Origin of the sequence: Agreia sp. PsM10 (genome assembly GCF_030433855.1) — a bacterium.
Classification (GTDB): domain Bacteria; phylum Actinomycetota; class Actinomycetes; order Actinomycetales; family Microbacteriaceae; genus Agreia.
Window position 1 is genome coordinate 376,713 of record NZ_JARUXC010000003.1, and the last position, 20,503, is coordinate 397,215.

The window sequence follows — 20,503 nt, forward strand, 5'->3', positions numbered from 1 at the left end:
TCACCCACAGAAAGAGGTCGACGTTGACTGTCAACGACCAGGACCCGTACTCGGTTAATTCGAACGATTCCGATCCCGACGAAACGGCGGAGTGGAACGAGTCGCTCGACCAGCTGGTTGCGGCTCACGGCCACGGGCGTGCGCGCGAGATCATGCTGAGCCTGCTGAAGCGAAGCAAGGAACTGCATCTCGGTGTACCGATGGTTCCCACCACGGACTACATCAACACGATCGCCCCCGAGAACGAGCCGGCCTTCCCGGGCAACGAGGAGATCGAGCGCCGCTACCGTGCATGGATCCGGTGGAACGCCGCCGTTCTCGTGCACCGCGCGCAGCGCCCCGGCATCGCCGTCGGCGGCCACATCTCGACCTACGCGTCGAGCGCAGCGCTCTACGAGGTCGGCTTCAACCACTTCTTCCGCGGCCAGGACCACGCGTCCGGCGGCGACCAGATCTTCGTGCAGGGCCACGCCTCCCCCGGCACCTACGCGCGGGCCTTCCTCGAGGGTCGCCTCGGCGAGAACCAGCTCGACGGCTTCCGCCAGGAGAAGTCGCATGTGGGCGGAGGACTCTCGTCGTACCCGCACCCGCGTCTGATGCCCGACTTCTGGCAGTTCCCCACCGTGTCGATGGGTCTCGGCCCGATCAATGCGATCTACCAGGCGCAGCTGGCCAAGTACGTCACCAACCGCGGCATCAAGGATGCGTCGGACCAGCAGGTCTGGGCCTTCCTCGGCGACGGCGAGATGGACGAGGTCGAGAGCCGCGGGCAGCTTCAGGTCGCAGCCAACGAAGGTCTCGACAACCTGAACTTCGTCATCAACTGCAACCTGCAGCGTCTCGACGGCCCGGTTCGCGGAAACGGCAAGATCATCCAGGAGCTCGAGAGCTTCTTCCGCGGTGCCGGCTGGAACGTCATCAAGGTCATCTGGGGCCGCGAGTGGGACTCGTTGCTCGCCAACGACACCGACGGCGCGCTGCTCAACCTCATGAACACCACACCGGATGGCGACTTCCAGACGTACAAGACCGAAGACGGCGCCTACGTTCGTGAGAACTTCTTCGGGCGCGATCCCCGCGCGCTCAAGCTCGTCGAGAACTACACCGACGACGACGTGTGGAACCTCAAGCGCGGTGGACACGACTACCGCAAGGTCTACGCGGCGTTCAAGGCCGCGGCCGAGCACAAGGGCCAGCCCACCGTCATCCTCGCCCACACGATCAAGGGCTACGGCCTGGGCAAGAGCTTCGAGGGCCGCAACGCGACCCACCAGATGAAGAAGATGACGCTCGACAACCTCAAGGCGTTCCGCGACGAGCTTCGCATTCCGATCACGGACGCCCAGCTCGAGGAGAACCCCTACCTGCCGCCGTACTTCAAGCCGGCGGAAGGCGACGAGGCGATCGAGTACCTGCACGAGCGTCGCCGCGAGCTCGGAGGCTACCTGCCCGAGCGCCGCTCGAAGTACGAGCAGTTCGCCCTGCCCGACGACTCTGCCTACCAGACCCTGAAGAAGGGGTCGGGAACGCAGGAGATCGCCACGACGATGGCGTTCGTGCGACTGCTGAAGGACCTCACGCGGGCCAAGGGCTTCGGGCACCGGATCGTGCCCATCATTCCCGATGAGGCACGCACTTTCGGGCTCGACGCGTTCTTCCCGACCTCGAAGATCTACAACCCCAACGGTCAGAACTACACCTCGGTCGACCGCGACCTGCTTCTCGCTTACAAGGAGAGCCCGCAGGGAACGATCATCCACGTCGGCATCAACGAGGCCGGCGCGCTGGCCGCGTTCACCGCGGTGGGAACGTCGTACTCCACCCAGGGCGAACCCCTCATCCCGGTCTACGTCTTCTACTCGATGTTCGGATTCCAGCGCACCGGTGACGCGCTGTGGGCCGCCGGAGACCAGATGGCCCGTGGATTCGTGATCGGCGCGACCGCCGGACGCACCACGCTGACGGGCGAGGGCCTGCAGCACGCCGACGGCCACTCGCTCCTGCTGGCATCCACGAACCCGGCCGTCGTGTCGTACGACGCGGCCTACGGTTACGAGATCAACCACATCGTGCGCGACGGCCTCGAGCGCATGTACGGCGGTGCGCACAGCGACCCGAACGTCATGTACTACCTGACCGTCTACAACGAGCCGCACGTGCAGCCGGCGGAGCCCGAGGGGCTCGACGTCGACGGCGTCGTGCGCGGTATCTACAAGCTGAAGGACGGCACGGTCGAAGGCCCCAAGGCGAACATCCTGGCCTCGGGTGTCGCCGTTCCGTGGGCGCTCGAAGCCCAGCAGCTGCTCGCCGACGACTGGGGCGTCTCCGCCGATGTGTGGAGTGTGACCTCGTGGACCGAGCTGCGCCGTGACGGGCTCAAGGCGGAGGAGCACAACTTCCTCAACCCGAACGCCCCGAAGCAGACGGCCTACGTCACGACGAAGCTGGCCGACGCGGCCGGTCCGTTCGTCGCGGTGACCGACTACATGCACGCCGTGCCCGATCAGATCAGGCAGTTCGTCCCCGGCGAGTACGCGACCCTCGGCGCCGACGACTTCGGCTTCTCGGACACCCGACCGGCCGCGCGCCGGTTCTTCAAGATCGACGGACCGTCGGTCGTTGTGCGCACGCTCGAGCAGCTCGCTGCGAAGGGTGAGGTCGACGCATCCGCGCCCGCCTGGGCGATCGAGAAGTACCGTCTCTACGACGTGACGGCCGGAACCTCGGGTTCGGCCGGCGGAGAGAGCTGACGAACGCGAGTCAGTCGAACCGTTCCGTGAACAGATCAGGCACACCGATCGCAGGATCGTGCGAGCATGCCCAAGAGTAAGGCGGAGACACTCGCGTGGCTCCGCACGATATCGGGTGAGCTCGCGACGGCCACGATCAAGCGACTCGACGCGACGCTGCCCTGGTACGGCGACATGCCGCCAGGGCGGCGCAGCGCGGTCGGGCTCGTCGCGCAGGCCGGCATCAAGTCGTTCATCCAGTGGTACGAGGATCCCTCGACGACCACCTGGATCGCATCGGACGTGTTCGGCTCCGCACCGCGCGAGCTGCTGAGATCGGTCACGCTGCAGCAGACACTGCAGCTGATCAGGGTGGTCGTCGAGGTCGTCGAAGACAGGGTCAAGGGCGCCGACGCCTCGCTGCGCGAGGCCATCCTGCTCTACTCTCGCGAGATCGCGTTCGCGTCGGCCGATGTCTACGCTCGGGCCGCCGAGGCACGCGGACTCTGGGACGCGAGACTCGAGGCCCTGGTCGTCGACTCCATCCTGAGCGGCGAGTACGACGACGAGCTTCCGTCCCGCATCGCCGCCCTGGGCTGGCACGGACACGGCGAGGTGAGCGTTCTCGTCGGCACGACCCCGCGCGTGCTCGACGTCGATCAGCTTCGCCGCACGGCACGGCACCTGCAGGCCGATGTGCTCATCGGGGTGCAGGGCAATCGGCTCGTTCTGGTGATCGGTCGCTCGATCCCCGCTCCCGGCAGCGCGTCTGGGCCGGCTGCGGCCGGCTCCGGTGACCACGACGCCGGCGAGCAGGCGAGCGAGCCCACCCTCAGCTTCATGGACATCGCCCGAGCGCTCGAGCCGGGGTTCGGTCCCGGCCATCTCGTGCTCGGACACGAGGTGCCGAGCCTCGTCGACGCATCCCGCAGCGCGAAGGCGGCTCTCGCCGGCTTCGCCGTGGCGAGGGCCTGGCGCAACGCTCCCCGCCCCGCACTGGCGGACGACCTGCTTCCCGAACGGGCATTGGCAGGTGATCCCCTGGCTCGCTCCACGCTGGTCAACAGGGTGTATCGCCCCCTGCAGGACCAGTCGCCCGAACTCATGGCGACGCTGTGGTGCTATCTCGACAACGGCCGTTCGCTCGAGGCGACCGCTCGTGAGCTCTACGTGCACCCGAACACCGTGCGCTACCGTCTCAAGCGGGTGTCGCAGGTGATCGGGTGGGACGCGACCGGAGCGCGTGAAGCCCTGATCCTGCAGTCGGCGCTCATCCTCGGCACCATGCACGATCACGACGGCGCCATCAGTCGCAAGTGATGCCGCTGTACCCTTTCGACAGCAGTTCCCGTCATTGTTGGTGTGATCTCGACACACCTTTCGGCTCAACTCTTGGGAGGATGATCTAGTGATCGTCATCGTCTGTCCTGGCCAGGGCTCGCAAACCCCCGGCTTCCTCTCCCCCTGGCTCGATGTTCCGGGCTACCGCGAACACCTCGATCAACTCGGAGAAGCCGCGGGCCTCGACCTCGTCGCCCACGGCACGACGAGCGACGCCGACACGATCCGCGACACGGCGGTCGCCCAGCCTCTGATCGTGGCCGCCGGCATCCTGACTCTGCGCGCCCTGTTCGCCGACGGCCGCGCCGCCCGCATCGGCGGTATCGCCGGGCATTCAGTCGGCGAGATCACGGCCGCCACCGGCGCCGGGGTGCTCAGCGAGACGGATGCGATGGCGTTCGTTCGCCAGCGCGGGCTCGCGATGGCCGCGGCCGCGGCCGAGACGACCACCGGCATGAGTGCCGTCATCGGCGCCGACGAGGAGGAGCTCCTCGCCCGTCTCGAATCGCTCGGACTGCAGCCGGCCAACTTCAACGGCGCCGGGCAGATCGTCGTGGCCGGTGAGCCCGATGCGCTTGCCGCCCTTGCGGCCGACCCTCCGGCCAAGGCCTGGGTCATCCCGCTCCAGGTCGCCGGCGCGTTCCACACCCGATACATGACGCCCGCGGTCGCCACCCTCACCGAGGTGGCGTCCCGACTCGGGCCCGCCGACCCGACGACGACCCTCTGGACGAACAGGGACGGCAGCGTGGTCTCGAGCGGCCGAGAATTCGTCGATCTCCTGGTCGGTCAGGTCTCCTCGCCCGTGCGCTGGGATCTGGACATGCAGGCCTTCGCCGACTCCGGCGTCACCGGCATCATCGAGGTCGCGCCCGCGGGCGCACTCACCGGCCTCGCCAAGCGGGGCCTTCGCGGTACACCCACCGTGGCGGTCAAGACACCCGACGACCTCGAGGCGGCCTTCGCGCTGCTCGACGCCGACGCGTGAGCACGACACCCGATTCGACAGTCCCGGAGACGATATGAAGCACGCCCCTCTCAACCAGAATCGCGGCAGCGAGTTCACGCGCATCCATAGCGTCGGTGCGGCTCGCGGCGAGAACGTCGTGCCCAACGACGACCTCATCGGCCCGATCGACTCGTCCGACGAGTGGATCAGGCAGCGCACCGGAATCATCGAGCGTCGCCGAGCAGGCAAAGACGTCCTGGCGGTCGACCTCGCGACGACGGCCTCCCTCGAGGCCATCGAGCGCGCCGGAATCGACCCCCAGCAGATCGGCGCCGTCATCGTCGCCACGATCAGCAACCCGGTCGTCACCCCGTCGATCTCGTCTCTGCTCGCGGAGCGCGTCGGAGCCAATCCGGCGGCCGCCTACGACATCGAGGCGGCGTGCGCCGGGTACACCTACGGCATCGCCCAGGCCGACTCGCTCATCCGGGCAGGGCTTGCCGAGTACGTGCTCGTGGTGGGAGCGGAGAAGCTCTCGGAGTTCATCGATCCGGCCGATCGGTCCATCTCGTTCCTCCTCGGCGACGGCGCCGGCGCGGCCATCGTGGGTCCGAGCGATTTCGCCGGCATCTCCCCCAGCATCTGGGGCTCCGACGGCTCGAAGTGGGACACGATCTACATGACCGGCACCCACGCGCAGTTCCGCGACGGCGAGATCGACGTGTGGCCGACCATGCGCCAGGAAGGCGCCACGGTCTTCCGCTGGGCCGTCTGGGAGATGGCGAAGGTCGCCCAGCGCGCTCTGGATGCCGCAGGCATCACGAGCGCAGACCTGGCGGCGTTCATTCCCCACCAGGCGAACATGCGCATCGTCGACGAGTTCGCGAAGCAGCTCAAGCTGCCCGAGTCTGTCGCCATCGCACGCGACATCGCCACCACCGGCAACACGTCGGCGGCGTCCATTCCTCTGGCCACCCATCGACTGCTGGAGGAGAACCCCGAGCTCTCGGGCGGTCTCGCCCTGCAGATCGGCTTCGGAGCCGGCCTCGTGTTCGGCGCGCAGGTCGTCGTACTGCCCTAGTCATCATCGCGCGTTGCTTAGTCAAGAACGCGCACGGCCTGACCTAAACTAAGTGACGGTCAATTCAACCCTCAAGGAGAAACACAATGGCATTGTCCACCGAAGAAGTGCTGGCCGGCCTGGCCGAACTCATCAACGACGAGACCGGTATCGCCACCGACACAGTCGAGATGGACAAGTCGTTCACCGACGACCTGGACATCGACTCGATCTCCATGATGACGATCGTCGTCAACGCTGAAGAGAAGTTCGACGTGAAGATCCCCGACGAAGAGGTCAAGAACCTCAAGACCGTCGGCGACGCTGTCACGTTCATCGTCGCAGCACAGGACTGATACTCCACCGCTGCAGCGCAGACGGCAGGCCCGGGCATCTGGCCCGGGCCCGTCGTCCACGCACCTGATCCTGCCCACGATTGACCACGTGCAAGAGAGTTTTTCCATGAGTTCCAAACGAATCGTCGTCACCGGAATCGGCGCGACGTCCCCCCTCGGCGGCACAGCCCGCGAAACGTGGGACGCGCTTCTCGCCGGAGTCTCGGGCGCCACCACCCTCGAGCAGGAGTGGGTCGCCAAATGGGAGATCCCCATCACGTTCGCCGCCCAGGCGAAGGTGCCGTCGAGCGAGGTGCTCGAGCGCATCGAGACCAAGCGTCTCGACCCCTCGAGCCAGTTCGCACTCACGGCTGCCCGCGAGGCGTGGGCGGATGCAGGCTCGCCCGAAGTCGTGCCCGAGCGTTTCGGCGTCGACTGGGCGACCGGTATCGGCGGCGTCTGGACACTGCTCGACGCGTGGGACACGCTGCGCGAACGTGGTCCTCGCCGGGTGCTCCCCATGACCGTGCCCATGCTCATGCCTAACGGTCCGGCCGCGGCCATCGAGATGAGCCTGGGTGCTCGTGCCGGCGCCCGCACCGTCGTCTCGGCCTGCGCATCCAGCACCGAGTCGATCGCGAACGCGTACGACCATCTGCAGGCCGGTTATGCCGACATCATCATCGCCGGTGGATCCGAGGCTGCCATCCACCCGCTTCCCATCGCATCCTTCGCCGCCATGCAGGCACTGTCGAAGCGCAATGACGACCCGGCCACCGCCTCGCGTCCCTATGACGTGACCCGCGACGGCTTCGTTCTCGGAGAGGGCGGTGCCGCCATCGTCCTGGAGACCGAGGAGCACGCTCTCGCCCGTGGCGCACGCATCTACGCCGAGGTCGTGGGCGGTGCCGTCACCAGCGACGCGTATCACATCACGGCTCCCGACCCCGAGGGGTCGGCGGCGGCCCGTGCGATGATCGCCGCCGTGGAGAACTTCGGCTACTCCCTTTCCGACGTCGCGCACATCAACGCCCACGCCACCTCCACCCCGGTGGGAGACATTGCGGAGTACAAGGCTCTGCGGCACGTGTTCGGCGATTCGCTCGCGGGAATCCCCGTGTCGGCGACGAAAGCATCCACCGGGCATCTGCTCGGCGGTGCAGGCGGCATCGAGGCGATCTTCACCATCCTCGCGCTGCACGAGCGCACGGCCCCGCCCACGATCAACCTCACCGAGCAGGACCCGGAGATCGAGATGGACGTCGTGACGGCTCCCCGCACCCTGCCCGACGGGGATCTCGTGGCGATCAGCAACTCGTTCGGCTTCGGCGGTCACAACGCCGTCGTCGCCTTCAAGACCGCCTGAGCCGCGTCGCGGCAACGAGGTTGTCGTTCGGTCCCCTCCCCCCAGTCGACTTCCGTCGTCTGGAGGGAGGGGACCGAACTATTTAACCGACGGAGTGAAGCCACACCACGGGCGAGAAATCGCTTTCGTGGCGGAAGGGCTCCAGCTCGTCGTCCCATGCCTGTCCTAAGGCCAGGCGGAGTTCGCGATGCAGTTCGAGGGCGTCGGTGCCGGCAGCCTCCATGGCCGCGCGCACGCGGTCTTCGGGAATGACGGTGTTGCCCGCGCTGTCGGTCTGCGCGTAGAAGACTCCGAGGTCGGGCGTGTGCACCCAGCGTCCGCCGTCCGAGCCGGCGGCGGGGTCTTCGGTGACCTCGTAGCGCAGGTGCTCCCAGCCGCGGAGCGCGGAGGCGATGGCCGCGCCGGTGCCGGCCGGGCCCTCCCAGTAGAACTCGGTTCGCTGGGATCCGCGGAGCACGGGCTGCTCGCGCCAGCTGAAGTTGACGGCACGACCAATGGCGCGACCTGCGGCCCACTCGACGTGGGGGCAGAGCGCGCGGGGGGCGGAATGAACGAAGATCATTCCGTGTGCGACGGGTGCCACCATTGTTTTCTCCATCTCTTGAGGTACGTCTTCCCCAACGACCTGTGAAATGGAACTGCGGCAGCACTGATGTGAAGTTGTTCTTGCATTATGCACGATAGGGCTGCGTACTGCCAGACGAATTGCCGCAGCGGCGCGGCGCGCCGTGCCTGGTCCCCTGATCACAACGGGCATACTGAGTAGACAATTACTTCGATGGAGTGCGACATGTCGGTGAGGTCGGGAATCCTGGCCGTGTTGAGCCTCGGGCCGGCCTACGGTTCGCAGGTGCACGGCGAGGTCGAAACGCGCATGCACCGTGTCGGATCGATCAACGTCGGGCAGATCTATTCGACCCTCGACAGGCTGCAGTCACAGGGGTTCGTGATCGGCGAAGGCACGACGGGCGACGGACTGCCGCTCTACACCCTCAGCGCACGCGGCCGAGCGGAGGTCGACACGTGGGTGAGCACGGCTGATGCCGGATCGACCTGGTCGGATTTCGTCGGCCACGTGCTTCTGGTCGCGTCGCTTCCCGGCGCACCCGTCGATGACCTGGTGCAGGCCTATCGCCACGTGTTCGGCGAGGAGGCCGTCCCCACGACCGACAGCTCGGACGAGCCGCTTGCAGCGCTCGGCGAGAGGGCGACCCGCGTGCTCTCGAGTTCTGCGCTGGCGTGGCTCGACGACGTGCAGCGGGTTCTGTCGACGACAGACCATGCCCGGCCGCTGGGCAGCATGCGTCCCCGACGTGGCCGCCGTCCGCGACAGATGAGCTAGGTCCGCTTCTCCGGGCGCACGAAGAGTGAGGCGGGCAGCAGTCTCGCCCGTCGACGCACCGACTGGTCGGCCTCGTCGGCGATCGACTTCTCGATCGAGAGGACCGCAGCCTTCACTGCCCCTCTTTCGACGCCACCCACGGGCGCGCTTCGCGCCGAAGCGAATTGTTCGCGCTCCACGGCCCGACGAAGGGCGTCCACGTCATCACGAGCGACCCGGCGGATTCTCTGCAGGCGTCCGGCGAACACCGCGGGCGTGTCGCCGCGCGACACCTCGATCCCGTAATCTCTCGCGAAGTTCTGCAGCTCCAGCCACGCCCCCGTCGCGGGCCTCTGCGAGCCGTCGATCGCGGCCAGCGAGAGGCGCCGACGCCAATAGCGGATGCCTGCGGGCACGAGTCCCAGGAGAACGACACCGGCAGCCACGGCGGCGGCGGTGAGCCATCCCCGCAGCTGGGCGAGTGACCGCGCCTCCCCCGTCGACGACGCCGCCGTGGGATCGACCTCGTCGCGTGCCTGGGACGTGGGCGCCACGTCGGTTGCCTGAGGCGACGGGGCCTGCGACCCGGCGCTCTGCTGGGCGAACGCGGGAAGGGTGTACTCGGGGACGGAGATGCCGAGGCTCGGTGTCGGCTCGAACGGAAGCCATCCGATGCCGTCGAAGTACAGCTCGGGCCAGGAGTGCAGCTGGTCTGTAAGAACTTCGTACTGCGGCTCGCCGTCGACGTAGCGGGTCGCCGCAGAGCTGGGGAAGTATCCGATGGCGATGCGCGAGGGAATGCCCAGGACCCGTGCCATCGTGGCCATGGTCGCGGCGAAGTGAACGCAGTATCCGCTCTTCACCTCGAGGAATTCGGCCAGCGCCTCGGCATTGGTTCCGTCGAACGAGCCGTCGACGGGCGTCTCGACCGAGTAGTCGAATTCGCCCGACGTGAAATAGGACTGGAGGGCGACGGCACGGTCGTAGTTCGCCGTCGCGCCGGCTGTGACCTCCCGGGCCACGTCGGAGACGACCGGCGGAAGGTTCGGGGGCAGTTCCAGCAGCGGATTCAATGCGACGGGCACGATGCTGCCGGCCTCGGCGAGCTGCTCGGCCGAGGGCGTGACGACCAGGCTCTCGACGGTGTAGTCGTCTCCCCTGCTGTCGTTACGGCTGCCGGGGAGCGTGACGACGCCGGTCTCGGGATCGGCGCTCCACCCGCGGCCCGCGTTGTCCAACGAGGTCGCGGGAGATGGGAGAGGCAGCCATTCGCTTCGGAGTCCCTCGATCGAGACGTCGGTGCTGACCGTGCTGCGCTCCACATCGTCGGCGAGCCCCGGTGGGGCCGTCAGCTGCTCCACAGTTCCGCCGTCCGTCTGTTCCGGCTGCCAGGAGCCCGTCGAGAAGTCGTTCAGATCGACCATCTTGAGATAGAGAGGTGTCTCGGCCGTTGTCACGTAGCTGAGTGACAGGATCGGGGCCGTTCGACGAAGATCTCGACCGAGCTGGATGACGGGGTCGATGCCTGCACCGTAGATCGAGGGGACACGGCCGGTACTTCTCGAGTCGGCGAAGGCCTGGGCGGTCAACCCCGGTGTCACCGCCGGGATCAGGAGGGCGCAAACGATGGCGGCGGCTCCCAGCGCGAGTGCGGTAAGGGGAGAACGGCCCGCACGGGTGGCACCACGATGCAGCCCTGAACGGTGGCCATCGGTGCGTGCCGCGAGCCACAGCACAAGCAGGAACGACGCCACGGTCGCGACGAACCGCACGACATCGACGTCTCGGACCTGCACGGCCGAGGGAACGACGAACAGACCGAGCGCGAGCACGCCCACGAACGCCGGAAACCGGACGACGACGGCCGCATCGGCGAGGATGGCGAGAAGCCCGCAGGCCATGGCGATCAGCTGCACGAGCGACGCGACCGGATCGGCGGGAATGGTCTGCACCTGAATCTGCGCGCCGGCGTCGACGAAGCCCGAGATCAGTGTGTTGATCGTCTCGGGTGTCGGAATGATGCCGAGGAAGGCCGTCCCCGGGGCGAAGAACGTCTCGCTGGCGACGATCCACACGACGACCGCCGCGACGATCCCCAGAGCGGGGCGCAGACCCGAGGCCCGCACGGCCCACGAGGCGGTCATGCACGCGACGGCCATGGCCATCGCCGCGAACCACCACGAATCCCCCTGCACGAACGGCCCGAGGCCGGCGAGGGGCACGCCGATCGTCACCAGAACAGCGATCGACACCATCCACGAGCCGCGCTGCTGCCGCCGTCGGTCGGCGCGGCCGCGGGCCGTCATCGCAGGGCTCCCGCCGGCTCGGACTCCCACGCGGAGGACGGGGCTTCGTCTGGGGAGACGAGCCGGACGACCCAGCCTGCCTGCACCAGGTCGTCCCGGAGCCTCTCCGCCCACGCCGGCACGGTGTTCCGTGCGGCAGCATCGTGCACGACGAAGGCGAGGGCAGAGGATGTCGCTGCCGCCGACCGCCGCAGGGCGTCGACGGACTCCGCGTCGATATCGCCCAGCACGGCGAAAAGCGGGGCCAATTCGCCCGACACGCGTCCGGCATCCGCCACGATGTCACGAACGGCGAGGGGCGGATGCCCGGCGTCGAGTCGTGCGCGCGCGCCCCGGAGCAGCAGCTCGGCCGCGCCGCCGGCCGCGTGCTCCGGTGTGCGCGGCGCCGTCGACTCGGGCGATTCCACGAGCATCGTCCGGTATCCCTCGCGCTGCAGGTGCAGGCCGATCGAGACGGCCATGGAGACCGCCCATTCGAAGGCCTCGGAAGGGGTGTCTGCGACTTGTCTACCCGAGGCGTTCGAGAAGCTCTCGAGGCGGGTGTCGAGCACGATGACGGCCTCGTGGTCGGTGTGCTGGTCGTCCTGTCTCACCATGAGCTCCGAATGCCTCGCGGTCGCCGGCCAGTGCACCCGCCTGATGCTGTCACCGGTCTGATACTTGCGCGCGATCACGTCCTGCTCGCCGCTCGCAGCCGGTCGTCGGGACTGCATGGCCTGTCCGTCACCGCTCGGAAGCCGGAACGATCCCCGGGTGAGCGTCTCCACCTCGGGCGTGACGGTGAGTGTGTCAGTTCCACCCACGCTGAGGCGCCGGGCCGCCAGACCGAATGGATCGCCGAAGCGGATCCAGAGCGGACCGATGGAGTGCTGTCCCCGCCGAGGGGACTCGATGAGGTAGCGCACCGTCGTCACCCGGGGCTTATCCGTCTCCAGCGACCGGAACGACGGCAGAGCGGGGAGTGGGGCGAGGGCGCTGCGGTGCACGGGAGGCGCGGCATCGTCGTACCAGTTCGCCGCCGGCGTCGGGGCCATGCCCCAGTTCTGGATGGCCAGACTGACCTCGCAGTCGGTTCCCGCACTGGCTGTCTCGGGATCGAATCGGCGCACGACGGTGAGCTTCGGATGCCTGACGGAGACGAGGATCAGCGAGAGCAGGGGAAGCGCGAGGGCGGCGGAGGCGGCGAACGCGATCTCGCGCTGGCCGAGGATGGGCGCGACGATGTACAGGGCTATGGACGCCGCCAGGAATCCATACCCGCGAATGGTGAGCGACGGCCACCGCTCGATGCGCTGGCGAAGCTTCGTGCGAGCGGCCATCACTCAGAGCGACCGGGCGGCGACGAGCGGCACGGGTGTCGCCTGGACGATCCTCATGAGGGTCTCCTCGATGGCGCTCACCCCGCTGCGGTGGTCGCTCACCGATCTGCGGGTGGGCACGATGCGGTGGCCGAGCACCGGCACCACCAGTGCATCGATGTCGTCGGGCAGAACGAAGTCGCGACCGTCGAGGGCGGCGGCGACCTTGGCGGCGCGAACGAGGTGCAGGGTGGCGCGCGGGCTGACGCCGAGACGCACCTCGGGATCGCGTCGCGTCGCCTGGGCGATGTTCACCACGTACTGCTCGACCGCGCGCGACACGAAGACCTCACGGGCGCTGCGGATCATGGACTGGAGCTCGTCGCGCCCCACGACGGCCTGGATATCGTCGAGTGGACTCTGCAGCTCGCGGTTGTGCAGCATCGCGAGTTCGGCTTCGGCATCGGGATAGCCCATCGACACCCGAGCCATGAACCGGTCGCGCTGCGCCTCGGGCAGCGCGAAGGTCCCCTCCATCTCGATGGGGTTCTGGGTGGCGACGACGCTGAACGGGGTGTCGAGCTGATGGGTCACACCGTCGACCGACACCTGTCGCTCCTCCATGCATTCGAGCAGGGCGGACTGCGTCTTCGGCGACGCCCTGTTGATCTCGTCGGCGATCACGATGTTCGCGAACACGGCGCCCGGCTTGAACTCGAACCTGTTCTCCTGCTGGTTGAAGATCGAGACGCCGGTCACGTCGGAGGGCAGCAGGTCGGGGGTGAACTGGATGCGGCTCACCGACGCGCTCACGGAACGGGCCAGGGCCTTCGCCAGGGTGGTCTTGCCGACGCCGGGAACATCTTCGACGAGGAGGTGGCCCTCAGCGAGGAGAACGATGAGCGACAGTGTCGCCACCTCGGTCTTGCCGTTGATGACCGCTTCGAGATTCGACATGATCGAGCCGGAGAGACGGGCGAACTCGTCGAGATCTATGTCGGGCGTGGCGGCGCGGGCACTGGACTGGGCGGTCGTATCGGGCAACAGGAAACTCCCTCGTTTCGCTCGATTGTAACCGCGAAACATGGGTGTTCCTCATGTGGGTCGGGAGACCCCGAGTGTCAGGACCGGTGCGCCGGATGCCCCGTGGTGAGGTATTTCGCGCCCTCGGCCGGGTCGGTGAGCCACTCGGTGAACAGCATCACCATGTCGTCGCGGATCTGCACCTCGCCCAGGTCGGGATGATCGATGAGCGCGGTGGTGACGAGTCCCTCCTCGACGGGGAGGTAGCTCGTGGCGCCGCGACGATAGGCCGCCTGTGCCGCCTGCAGATGAACGGTGAAAGAGGGTCCGTAGTCCTCTCCGTCCTGGAAGACGCCCTGAGCCCAGGCCACGAGGTCGAAGTCGGTCTTCGCGTCCCATGGGCAGTTGCGCAGGGTCTTGTCGCTCTCGGAGAAGTAGCGGTACTTGAGTTCGCCGTCGATGACCCAGTAGTTCGCGTTGGCGATGCCGATGCCGATGGTGAGGCTGGGCGTCTCCGGGTCGAGCAATCGATAGGTACTGATGTAGGTGACCGACTTGGGCATCGGAAACTGCAGTGCCCTCGGAATGGGCGCGGGAATGCGGATCTCGAACGAACTGAACACGAGACTCCTCCCCGGCAGACGAATGATCTGACTCTAACGCTTGCACTACGCCCGATAAAACATGAGCGGCGCGCCGTGTCGAATGCGGCAAGGGTAGGGCGTGTGGGACTTGAACCCACGACCGACGGATTATGAGTCCGCTGCTCTAACCGGCTGAGCTAACGCCCCCTGCGGAATCCGGAACCCTCACGAGCTGGCTGGACGCCGACTCACCACATTACCGCTATTCGTGCGAGGCACTCGGCGAGACGATAAGGGGGTCGGTGACGACCTCGCCGCGGTACAGCTTCTCGAACGTCGTGAGGGTGCGCTGGATGTCGTGGGCCGCGATGAGTCGCAGCGACGCGTTCTTGAGACGGTCGAGATCGTCTTGCGGAAGCGTGAGGACGTCGGCCAGCCTGTCGGCCATCTGCTGTGCGTCGCCGGGAGCGAACAGGTGCCCGTTCTCGCCGTCGTGCACGAGGTGGGGAAGAGCCATCGCGTCGGCCGCGACGACCGGCAGACCCGATGCCATGGCCTCCATCGTGGCGATGCTCTGCAGCTCGGCGATCGACGGCATGGCGAAGACGGTGGCGCGGGTGTAGGCGTCTCGGAGCTCCTGCTCGGTGACGTAGCCCGTGAAGGTGACGCGATCCTCGATGCCGAGCGTGGCGGCCAGCGCCTCCAGGTTCTTCTTCTGGTCGCCGCCGCCCACGATCTCGAGCTGGGCGTCGAGGTCGAAGGGCAGCAGCGACACTGCCTTCAGGAGCACGTCGATCTGCTTCTCGCCCGTGACGCGACCGACGAACAGGATGCGGTTCCTCGGCCGAACCGTGAAGTCGGGAGTGTAGTTGTCGGCGTTGATGCCGCACGAGATCGCGTAGACGTTGCTGAGTCCGGTCGACTTCTCGAGGAACTCCGCCGCACGCCTGGTCGGCGTCGTGATCGCGCTCGCGCGGCCGAAGGTGCGCTTGGCGGCCTTCCACGCGAGACCGACGGCCCAGTCCTGCCACGACTTGGGAAGGAGCGTGAACTCCAGCAGGTTCTCGGGCATGAAGTGATTGGTGCCCACGATGCGGATTCCCCGCTTCGCCGCCTCGATGGAGAGCCCACGGCCCACGACGATGTGCGACTGGAAATGCACGACGTCGGGCTTGACCGCGTCGAGGATCTTGGCGCTGTTCTGGTTGATGACCCAGGGAAGCGCGTATCTCAGCCAGTCGTGCGGGTACCAGCGCCAGCTGCGAAGCCGGTGCACCGTGATGTCGTGACCGTCATATGTCTCCGTCCACGTGCCGTGCTTCTTGGACGCGGCCGGCGCCACCACATGCACGTCGTGGCCCCTCGAGGCCATGCCCGATGCGAGGCGTTCTGAGAAGCGGGCCGAGCCGTTGACGTCGGGCGAGAAGGTGTCTGCACCGATGACGATGCGCAGGGGCCGTTCGGGGGAAGCCGGCGACGGCACCTCCGCCGAGGCGGGACGTGGGTCGGAGGAATCTGACACGGAATGAGCCTTCTGTTGGGAGACGAGGAGTTGTGCGCGGTCGGGGCTAAAGGGACAAACTACCTTAGCGTTCGATCTGCGGGTGATAGCGGGCGAGTCCGAAGACGCCCACGATGGCGATCAGACCCGTGATGACGTAGCCGATCATGGCCCACCACGGGGCCTGGGCCGCCTCGCCGAGCACGATGATGCCGATTCCCACCGCGATGAGCGGGTCGACGACGGTGAGCCCGGCCACGACGAGGTCGGGCGGACCCGACGAGTACGCCGTCTGCACGAAGTAGCCGCCGAGGGCGAAGGCGGCGACGAGGCCTGCCACGCAGATGAGGGTCAGCCATTCGAAGTCGCCCTGCTGGAATCGCTTGATGACGACCTTTGCGAGGGTCGCGACGAAGCCGTAGAGCACACCGGCGCCGATGATGTAGCCGACCGCGCGCACCCGGCGGCGGAAGACGATGAATCCCGCACCGAAGATGAGGAGCACCACGGCGAGAATCACCAGGATGACAGCGAGCTGCAGCTCGTCGATCGGCCGGTCGCGCGCCGTGAACGCGGCCAGTACCACGAAGAGGAACACTCCCCCGACGCAGAGCACGATCGAGAGAACCGACTTGCGATCGAGTTTGACCTTGCTCAGGCGCGAGTTCAGGAACGCCGTCATCACGAGCGCGACGACACCGAGCGGCTGAACGACGATGATCGGCGAGAAACCGAGGCTCGTGAGCTGAAAGACGACGGCGAGCCCGAGCATCAGGGTTCCGAACACCCACGACGGCCGGGAGAGCAAAGACCACAGCTGCGTCAGATTGAGCCCGCTCGACGCGGACACATTGCTGTTCTTCTCGACCTTGGCGACGCCGCGCGACTGGAACTGGGCTCCCAGGCTCAGGAAGACGGCGCCGACGATAGCGATCGGGATGCCGATGAACTGGGCCGGATCGAGTGCGAACTGGTCCTGGATGTCGGTGAGTTCGGGAGGCACCCCCCGAGGTTACCCTGACGTCCGCGCCGATAGGCTTAGCGAATGGCCGTTCTTCCGATTCGCATCTCAGGCGACCCCGTTCTCCACTCCCCCGCCGCCGAGGTGACGTCGTTCGACGACTCCCTGCGCCAGCTCGTCTCCGACATGTTCGAGACCATGGATGCGGCGCCGGGCGTCGGGCTCGCCGCTCCCCAGGTCGGCGTTCCGCTTCGGCTGTTCACCTTCGGCTGGACCGATGACGACGACGTCGAGCACCGTGGCGTCGCGATCAACCCGGTGCTGCTGATCAGCCCGCCTCCCGTGGTGGAGAGCGACGAGGATTCCGACGCCGAGGGCTGCCTCTCGTTCCCCGGCGAACGGTTTCCCCTCGTGCGCTCGGCCGATGCTCTGCTTCGCGCCGTCGATCTCGACCAGAAGCCCTTCGAGATCTCCGCATCCGGATGGCTGGCCCGCATCTTCCAGCACGAGTTCGATCACCTGAACGGCATCCTCTACGTCGACCGTCTCGAGTTCATCTATGGGCGCCGGGCCGCGAAGGTCGCCCGCAAGAAGGGCTGGACCTCGCCCGGCAGCAGCTGGCTGCCCGGGGTAGACGACCTCGACGCGTAACGGACGCCCGCGGCCTGGTCGTTCGTCAGGTCAGGGCTCGGATGCCTGCGGCGACGACGGCCGCGCTGACGACCACCACGATGAACGGCACCCGCAGTGCGAACATCACCGCGGCCACGATGACGGCGGGCACCCGGGCGTCGAGCGTGAGCTCCTGCCCGTGGGCGAAGGTCTGCAGCGAGATCAGCGCTGCCAGCAGGGCCACGGTCAGCAGATCGACCATGCGCGCGGGAGTCGGCCTCTCGAGGAGACTGGCCGGCACGAGATAGCCGAGCGTCTTGAGGCCGAAGCAGAGGATCGACGCGAGAAGCACGACGTGCCAGGTGGTCATGACGTGCCCTCCGATGAGGCACGCGGCGAACGGCGGCTGGACCCCAGCCAGTTCGTCGCACCGAAGATCACCGCGACGAGGGCGGCCACCAGCACCGGCAGGCCGGGCATGAGCGCGGGGGTCAGGAGGGCGGCCACGAACCCCGCCGCCACGGCGACGGCCTGTGCCTGCAGCGTGGCCAGACGCGGCCAGAGCAGCCCCAGGAAGGCGGCCGCAGCGGCCGCATCGAGCCCGTAGGCGCTGACGTCTCCCAGCAGATCGCCGATGACCGCGCCGATGAACGTCGTGAGGTTCCACCCGACATAGACCACGAGCCCGGTCACCCAGAATCCGATTCTCTGCGACCGGAGCGACCCCTGGGCGGTCGAGACCGCGGTCGACTCGTCGATCGTCAGATGGGCCGCAACGGCCCGACGCGCGAATCCCCGACCGATGACGGGAGACATCCTGATCGCGTAGACGGCATTGCGCGAACCCAGCAGCACCGCGGATGCCACGGCTGACGGCCACGCGGACAGGCCGCCGGACGCGAGCACGCCCACCAGAGCGAATTGCGATCCGCCCGTGAACATGACGAGGCTGAGCACCATCGTCTGCCACAGGTCGAGGCCTGCACCCAGCGTCGCGAGGGCCCCGAACGAGATGCCGTAGGCCGCAGTGGGCAGGCCCACGGCGAGGGCCGCGCGGATGGCACGGGTGTCCTCCGCGCTTCGGATCTTCATCGGGTCATCGTTCCACTGAGTCTTCGGAGGGTACAAAAAAGACCACCAGGGGTGGAGCCCGTGGTGGCCTTTTCGCTCCCCGACTTGGACTCGAACCAAGAACCTGCCGGTTAACAGCCGGCTGCTCTGCCAATTGAGCTATCGAGGATTGCTGGAAACAGCGTAGTTACACTATCACCTATTCGGCGATGCCTTTGTCACGCGCATCGACCTCCATCAGTATCCCACAACCTCATCGACCACTCCGTCGAAACCGCCTTCGCCGAGGAAGGCGCGCGTGTTGTTCGCCACCCTCCGGGCGAGCAACGGACGGGTCATGTCGGGCGTGTCGGCGCTGTGCGGCGTGATGATGACATTCGGCGCGGTCCAGAGCGGATGCCCGTCGGGAAGCGGCTCAGGGTCCGTCACGTCGACGCCGGCGCCGGCGATGTGACCTGTCTGCAGGGCATCCACCAGCGCATCTGTCACCACGAGCCCGCCCCGTCCGATATTGACGACGATGGCGGAGTCGTTCATCAGACCGAACTGCCGCTCGCCGATGAGGCCGCGCGTGTCGTCGGTGAGGGCCGCCGCCAGCACGAGCACGTCCGCGCTCGGGAGAACGGCGTCGAGTCGATCCGTCGAGACGGTCGCGGAGGCGCCCTCGACGGGAGTGCTTCCCCTGCGCACGATCGTCACCGAGACTCCGAACGGCTGCAGTAGCCGGATGAGTTCGAGCGCGATTCCGCCGGCGCCCACGATCACGACGTGGAGGCCGTACAGCGACGTTCCGAGCGTGCCGTCACCCCAGGAGCGCGCGGACATGCGGAGCGGAAGGCGGCGCAGCAGTGCGAGCGAGAGCATGAGGGCGTGCTCGGCGACGGGCTGGGCGAATGCGCCCTTGGCGCTGGTGACGGTCAACGATGGCCGCGCAGACGACGCGAGGATGGAGGCGAAGGCGTCGACGCCCGCGTAGGGCAGCTGGATCCAGCTGAGCTGCGGGTTCTCGTCGAGGACCGTACCGAAGCGTTCCGCGCCCTTCGGGTCGAGCCAGATCAGGCCGCGGGTCGCCGCCGAGAGCGGCGCTACCTCGCCCCCGGCCGATTCGACGGCATCGACGAACAGGGGCTCCGGCTCGGGCAGAACCGCGATCGGACCCGGAACGGGTCGAGCATCGCCCGAGGGGACGAAGGCGGGCGAGGCGAGGATCTCGCGATGCTGCGGATCGCTCACCGCTGATCGCCCGACACCGTGCGGGCCAGGCCCTGAACGTAGGGGTGATGCGGGTCGTCGAGGACCTCGTCGATGGTTCCCAGCCCCACGACCATGCCCTCGTGCAGAACGGCGATCCGATCGACGGATCGGCGGAGCACGTCGAGATCGTGACTGATGATGATCGCGCTGGCGCCGCGATCGCGCTGCAGGGAGGCGATGACGTCGACGACCTGGCCCCGAACGGACACGTCGATGCCGGCGGTCGGTTCGTCGGCGACGAGGAAGACGGGGTCCATCACCAGGGCGCGAGCGACGGCGACGCGCTGGCGCTGGCCGCTCGAGAGCTCGTGCGGGAGCATGTTGAGCATGCCGACCGGAAGCAGGAGCCTGTCGACGAGGGTCGCGGCTTTCAGGCCGGCATCGTTGGCATCGAAGTGCTTGTCGCGCAGGAACAACGGCTCGGCGATGATCTCGGCGACCGTCATGTTCGACGTCAACGTGGAACCGGCATCCTGAGCCAGATGGCCGATGCCGAACGTGAGCCTGCCCAGCTTGCGGCCGCGCGTTCGCTTCATGTCGTAGCCGAGCACGGAGAGTGCGCCTCCGACGATGCGGGGCGCGCCCTCGCGCGACGGCGCCATGGCCGCCGAGCCGGAGATCACCGACGCGATCGTCGACTTGCCCGATCCGCTGGATCCGACCAGTCCGATGATCTCGCCCGGCTCGACATTCAGCGTGAAACCCTTGACCGCCGTGTGGGCGGCGCTCACGCTGTGTGCCGGATATTCGATCGTGACGTCAGACGCCGTCATTATCCGTTCGCTCATGGAT

19 protein-coding genes and 2 tRNA genes are annotated in these 20,503 nt (G+C 67.3%); 8 read left to right on the plus strand and 13 right to left on the minus strand.

Annotated features, from left to right (window positions below; all coding sequences use genetic code 11):
- Positions 1-23: 23 nt before the first annotated feature.
- The 6 genes from aceE (at position 24) to QCD70_RS05880 (ending at position 7,780) form a co-directional block, all read left to right on the plus strand.
- On the plus strand, positions 24-2,750 hold the full coding sequence (aceE, locus tag QCD70_RS05855; protein WP_301214192.1) for a pyruvate dehydrogenase (acetyl-transferring), homodimeric type: 2,727 nt from the start codon (positions 24-26) through the stop codon (positions 2,748-2,750).
- A 66-nt stretch (positions 2,751-2,816) separates the two neighbouring features.
- Positions 2,817-4,049, plus strand: a complete 1,233-nt coding sequence (locus QCD70_RS05860; protein ID WP_301214193.1) for a PucR family transcriptional regulator — start codon at positions 2,817-2,819, stop codon at positions 4,047-4,049.
- An 88-nt stretch (positions 4,050-4,137) separates the two neighbouring features.
- A complete protein-coding gene (locus QCD70_RS05865) occupies positions 4,138-5,058 on the plus strand; it encodes an ACP S-malonyltransferase (protein WP_301214194.1) in 921 nt (306 codons plus the stop codon).
- A 34-nt stretch (positions 5,059-5,092) separates the two neighbouring features.
- Entirely contained in the window at positions 5,093-6,100 is a 1,008-nt protein-coding gene (locus QCD70_RS05870; RefSeq protein WP_301214195.1) for a beta-ketoacyl-ACP synthase III, read from the plus strand.
- Between the two features lie 86 nt (positions 6,101-6,186).
- A complete protein-coding gene (locus tag QCD70_RS05875; RefSeq protein ID WP_044438497.1) occupies positions 6,187-6,435 on the plus strand; it encodes an acyl carrier protein in 249 nt (82 codons plus the stop codon).
- A gap of 106 nt (positions 6,436-6,541) precedes the next feature.
- The gene (locus tag QCD70_RS05880; RefSeq protein ID WP_055929072.1) at positions 6,542-7,780 is read left to right on the plus strand and encodes a beta-ketoacyl-[acyl-carrier-protein] synthase family protein; all 1,239 of its coding nucleotides are present in this window, start codon (positions 6,542-6,544) and stop codon (positions 7,778-7,780) included.
- A gap of 82 nt (positions 7,781-7,862) precedes the next feature.
- On the opposite strand, the gene QCD70_RS05885 is transcribed toward QCD70_RS05880, so the two are convergent.
- A complete protein-coding gene (locus QCD70_RS05885; protein ID WP_301214196.1) occupies positions 7,863-8,366 on the minus strand; it encodes a DUF3145 domain-containing protein in 504 nt (167 codons plus the stop codon).
- Positions 8,367-8,570: 204 nt separating this feature from the next.
- On the opposite strand from QCD70_RS05885, the gene QCD70_RS05890 reads away from it, so the two are divergent.
- Complete coding sequence (locus QCD70_RS05890) at positions 8,571-9,122, plus strand: PadR family transcriptional regulator (protein ID WP_301214197.1); 552 nt, start codon at positions 8,571-8,573, stop codon at positions 9,120-9,122.
- Here the strand turns inward: QCD70_RS05890 and QCD70_RS05895 are convergent.
- The 7 genes from QCD70_RS05895 to QCD70_RS05925 form a co-directional block, all read right to left on the minus strand.
- Positions 9,119-11,407: a DUF3488 and transglutaminase-like domain-containing protein gene (locus QCD70_RS05895; RefSeq protein WP_301214198.1), complete on the minus strand. Its 2,289-nt coding sequence runs from the start codon at positions 11,405-11,407 to the stop codon at positions 9,119-9,121. The genes QCD70_RS05890 and QCD70_RS05895 overlap by 4 nt on opposite strands.
- A complete protein-coding gene (locus QCD70_RS05900) occupies positions 11,404-12,726 on the minus strand; it encodes a DUF58 domain-containing protein (protein ID WP_301214199.1) in 1,323 nt (440 codons plus the stop codon). The genes QCD70_RS05895 and QCD70_RS05900 overlap by 4 nt, the downstream gene beginning before the upstream one ends.
- Positions 12,727-12,729: 3 nt before the next feature.
- Complete coding sequence (locus QCD70_RS05905) at positions 12,730-13,662, minus strand: AAA family ATPase (protein WP_301214239.1); 933 nt, start codon at positions 13,660-13,662, stop codon at positions 12,730-12,732.
- Between the two features lie 164 nt (positions 13,663-13,826).
- Positions 13,827-14,351, minus strand: coding sequence for a hypothetical protein (locus tag QCD70_RS05910; protein WP_301214200.1), 525 nt, complete (start codon positions 14,349-14,351; stop codon positions 13,827-13,829).
- A 94-nt stretch (positions 14,352-14,445) separates the two neighbouring features.
- Positions 14,446-14,519: transfer RNA gene (locus QCD70_RS05915), tRNA-Ile, on the minus strand.
- 55 nt (positions 14,520-14,574) lie between these two features.
- Positions 14,575-15,834: a glycosyltransferase gene (locus QCD70_RS05920; RefSeq protein ID WP_441004917.1), complete on the minus strand. Its 1,260-nt coding sequence runs from the start codon at positions 15,832-15,834 to the stop codon at positions 14,575-14,577.
- 64 nt (positions 15,835-15,898) lie between these two features.
- Positions 15,899-16,816, minus strand: a complete 918-nt coding sequence (locus tag QCD70_RS05925) for a DMT family transporter (protein ID WP_301214201.1) — start codon at positions 16,814-16,816, stop codon at positions 15,899-15,901.
- A 42-nt stretch (positions 16,817-16,858) separates the two neighbouring features.
- Here QCD70_RS05925 and def point away from each other — a divergent pair, with 42 nt between their 5' ends.
- Positions 16,859-17,425, plus strand: a complete 567-nt coding sequence (gene def / locus QCD70_RS05930; RefSeq protein WP_301214202.1) for a peptide deformylase — start codon at positions 16,859-16,861, stop codon at positions 17,423-17,425.
- Positions 17,426-17,450: 25 nt separating this feature from the next.
- On the opposite strand, the gene QCD70_RS05935 is transcribed toward def, so the two are convergent.
- The 5 genes from QCD70_RS05935 to QCD70_RS05955 form a co-directional block, all read right to left on the minus strand.
- A complete protein-coding gene (locus QCD70_RS05935) occupies positions 17,451-17,756 on the minus strand; it encodes an AzlD domain-containing protein (protein ID WP_301214203.1) in 306 nt (101 codons plus the stop codon).
- Entirely contained in the window at positions 17,753-18,478 is a 726-nt protein-coding gene (locus QCD70_RS05940) for an AzlC family ABC transporter permease (protein ID WP_301214204.1), read from the minus strand. The genes QCD70_RS05935 and QCD70_RS05940 overlap by 4 nt, the downstream gene beginning before the upstream one ends.
- Positions 18,479-18,553: 75 nt before the next feature.
- Positions 18,554-18,626: transfer RNA gene (locus tag QCD70_RS05945), tRNA-Asn, on the minus strand.
- Between the two features lie 68 nt (positions 18,627-18,694).
- Positions 18,695-19,690, minus strand: a complete 996-nt coding sequence (locus tag QCD70_RS05950) for a D-isomer specific 2-hydroxyacid dehydrogenase family protein (protein ID WP_301214205.1) — start codon at positions 19,688-19,690, stop codon at positions 18,695-18,697.
- The gene (locus QCD70_RS05955; protein ID WP_055949158.1) at positions 19,687-20,499 is read right to left on the minus strand and encodes an ATP-binding cassette domain-containing protein; all 813 of its coding nucleotides are present in this window, start codon (positions 20,497-20,499) and stop codon (positions 19,687-19,689) included. The genes QCD70_RS05950 and QCD70_RS05955 overlap by 4 nt, the downstream gene beginning before the upstream one ends.
- Between the last annotated feature and the right edge of the window lie 4 nt (positions 20,500-20,503).

Bases quoted from the DNA above. Each gene is read 5' to 3' on its own strand.
- QCD70_RS05895 (WP_301214198.1), bottom strand. From the start codon at position 11,407: ATGACGGCCCGCGGCCGCGCCGACCGACGGCGGCAGCAGCGCGGCTCG.
- QCD70_RS05880 (WP_055929072.1), top strand. From the start codon at position 6,542: ATGAGTTCCAAACGAATCGTCGTCACCGGAATCGGCGCGACGTCCCCC.
- QCD70_RS05870 (WP_301214195.1), top strand. From the start codon at position 5,093: ATGAAGCACGCCCCTCTCAACCAGAATCGCGGCAGCGAGTTCACGCGC.
- QCD70_RS05955 (WP_055949158.1), bottom strand. From the start codon at position 20,499: ATGAGCGAACGGATAATGACGGCGTCTGACGTCACGATCGAATATCCG.
- QCD70_RS05935 (WP_301214203.1), bottom strand. From the start codon at position 17,756: ATGACCACCTGGCACGTCGTGCTTCTCGCGTCGATCCTCTGCTTCGGC.
- def (WP_301214202.1), top strand. From the start codon at position 16,859: ATGGCCGTTCTTCCGATTCGCATCTCAGGCGACCCCGTTCTCCACTCC.
- QCD70_RS05875 (WP_044438497.1), top strand. From the start codon at position 6,187: ATGGCATTGTCCACCGAAGAAGTGCTGGCCGGCCTGGCCGAACTCATC.
- QCD70_RS05860 (WP_301214193.1), top strand. From the start codon at position 2,817: ATGCCCAAGAGTAAGGCGGAGACACTCGCGTGGCTCCGCACGATATCG.
- QCD70_RS05890 (WP_301214197.1), top strand. From the start codon at position 8,571: ATGTCGGTGAGGTCGGGAATCCTGGCCGTGTTGAGCCTCGGGCCGGCC.
- QCD70_RS05940 (WP_301214204.1), bottom strand. From the start codon at position 18,478: ATGAAGATCCGAAGCGCGGAGGACACCCGTGCCATCCGCGCGGCCCTC.
- QCD70_RS05885 (WP_301214196.1), bottom strand. From the start codon at position 8,366: ATGGTGGCACCCGTCGCACACGGAATGATCTTCGTTCATTCCGCCCCC.
- QCD70_RS05905 (WP_301214239.1), bottom strand. From the start codon at position 13,662: ATGTCGAATCTCGAAGCGGTCATCAACGGCAAGACCGAGGTGGCGACA.
- QCD70_RS05900 (WP_301214199.1), bottom strand. From the start codon at position 12,726: ATGGCCGCTCGCACGAAGCTTCGCCAGCGCATCGAGCGGTGGCCGTCG.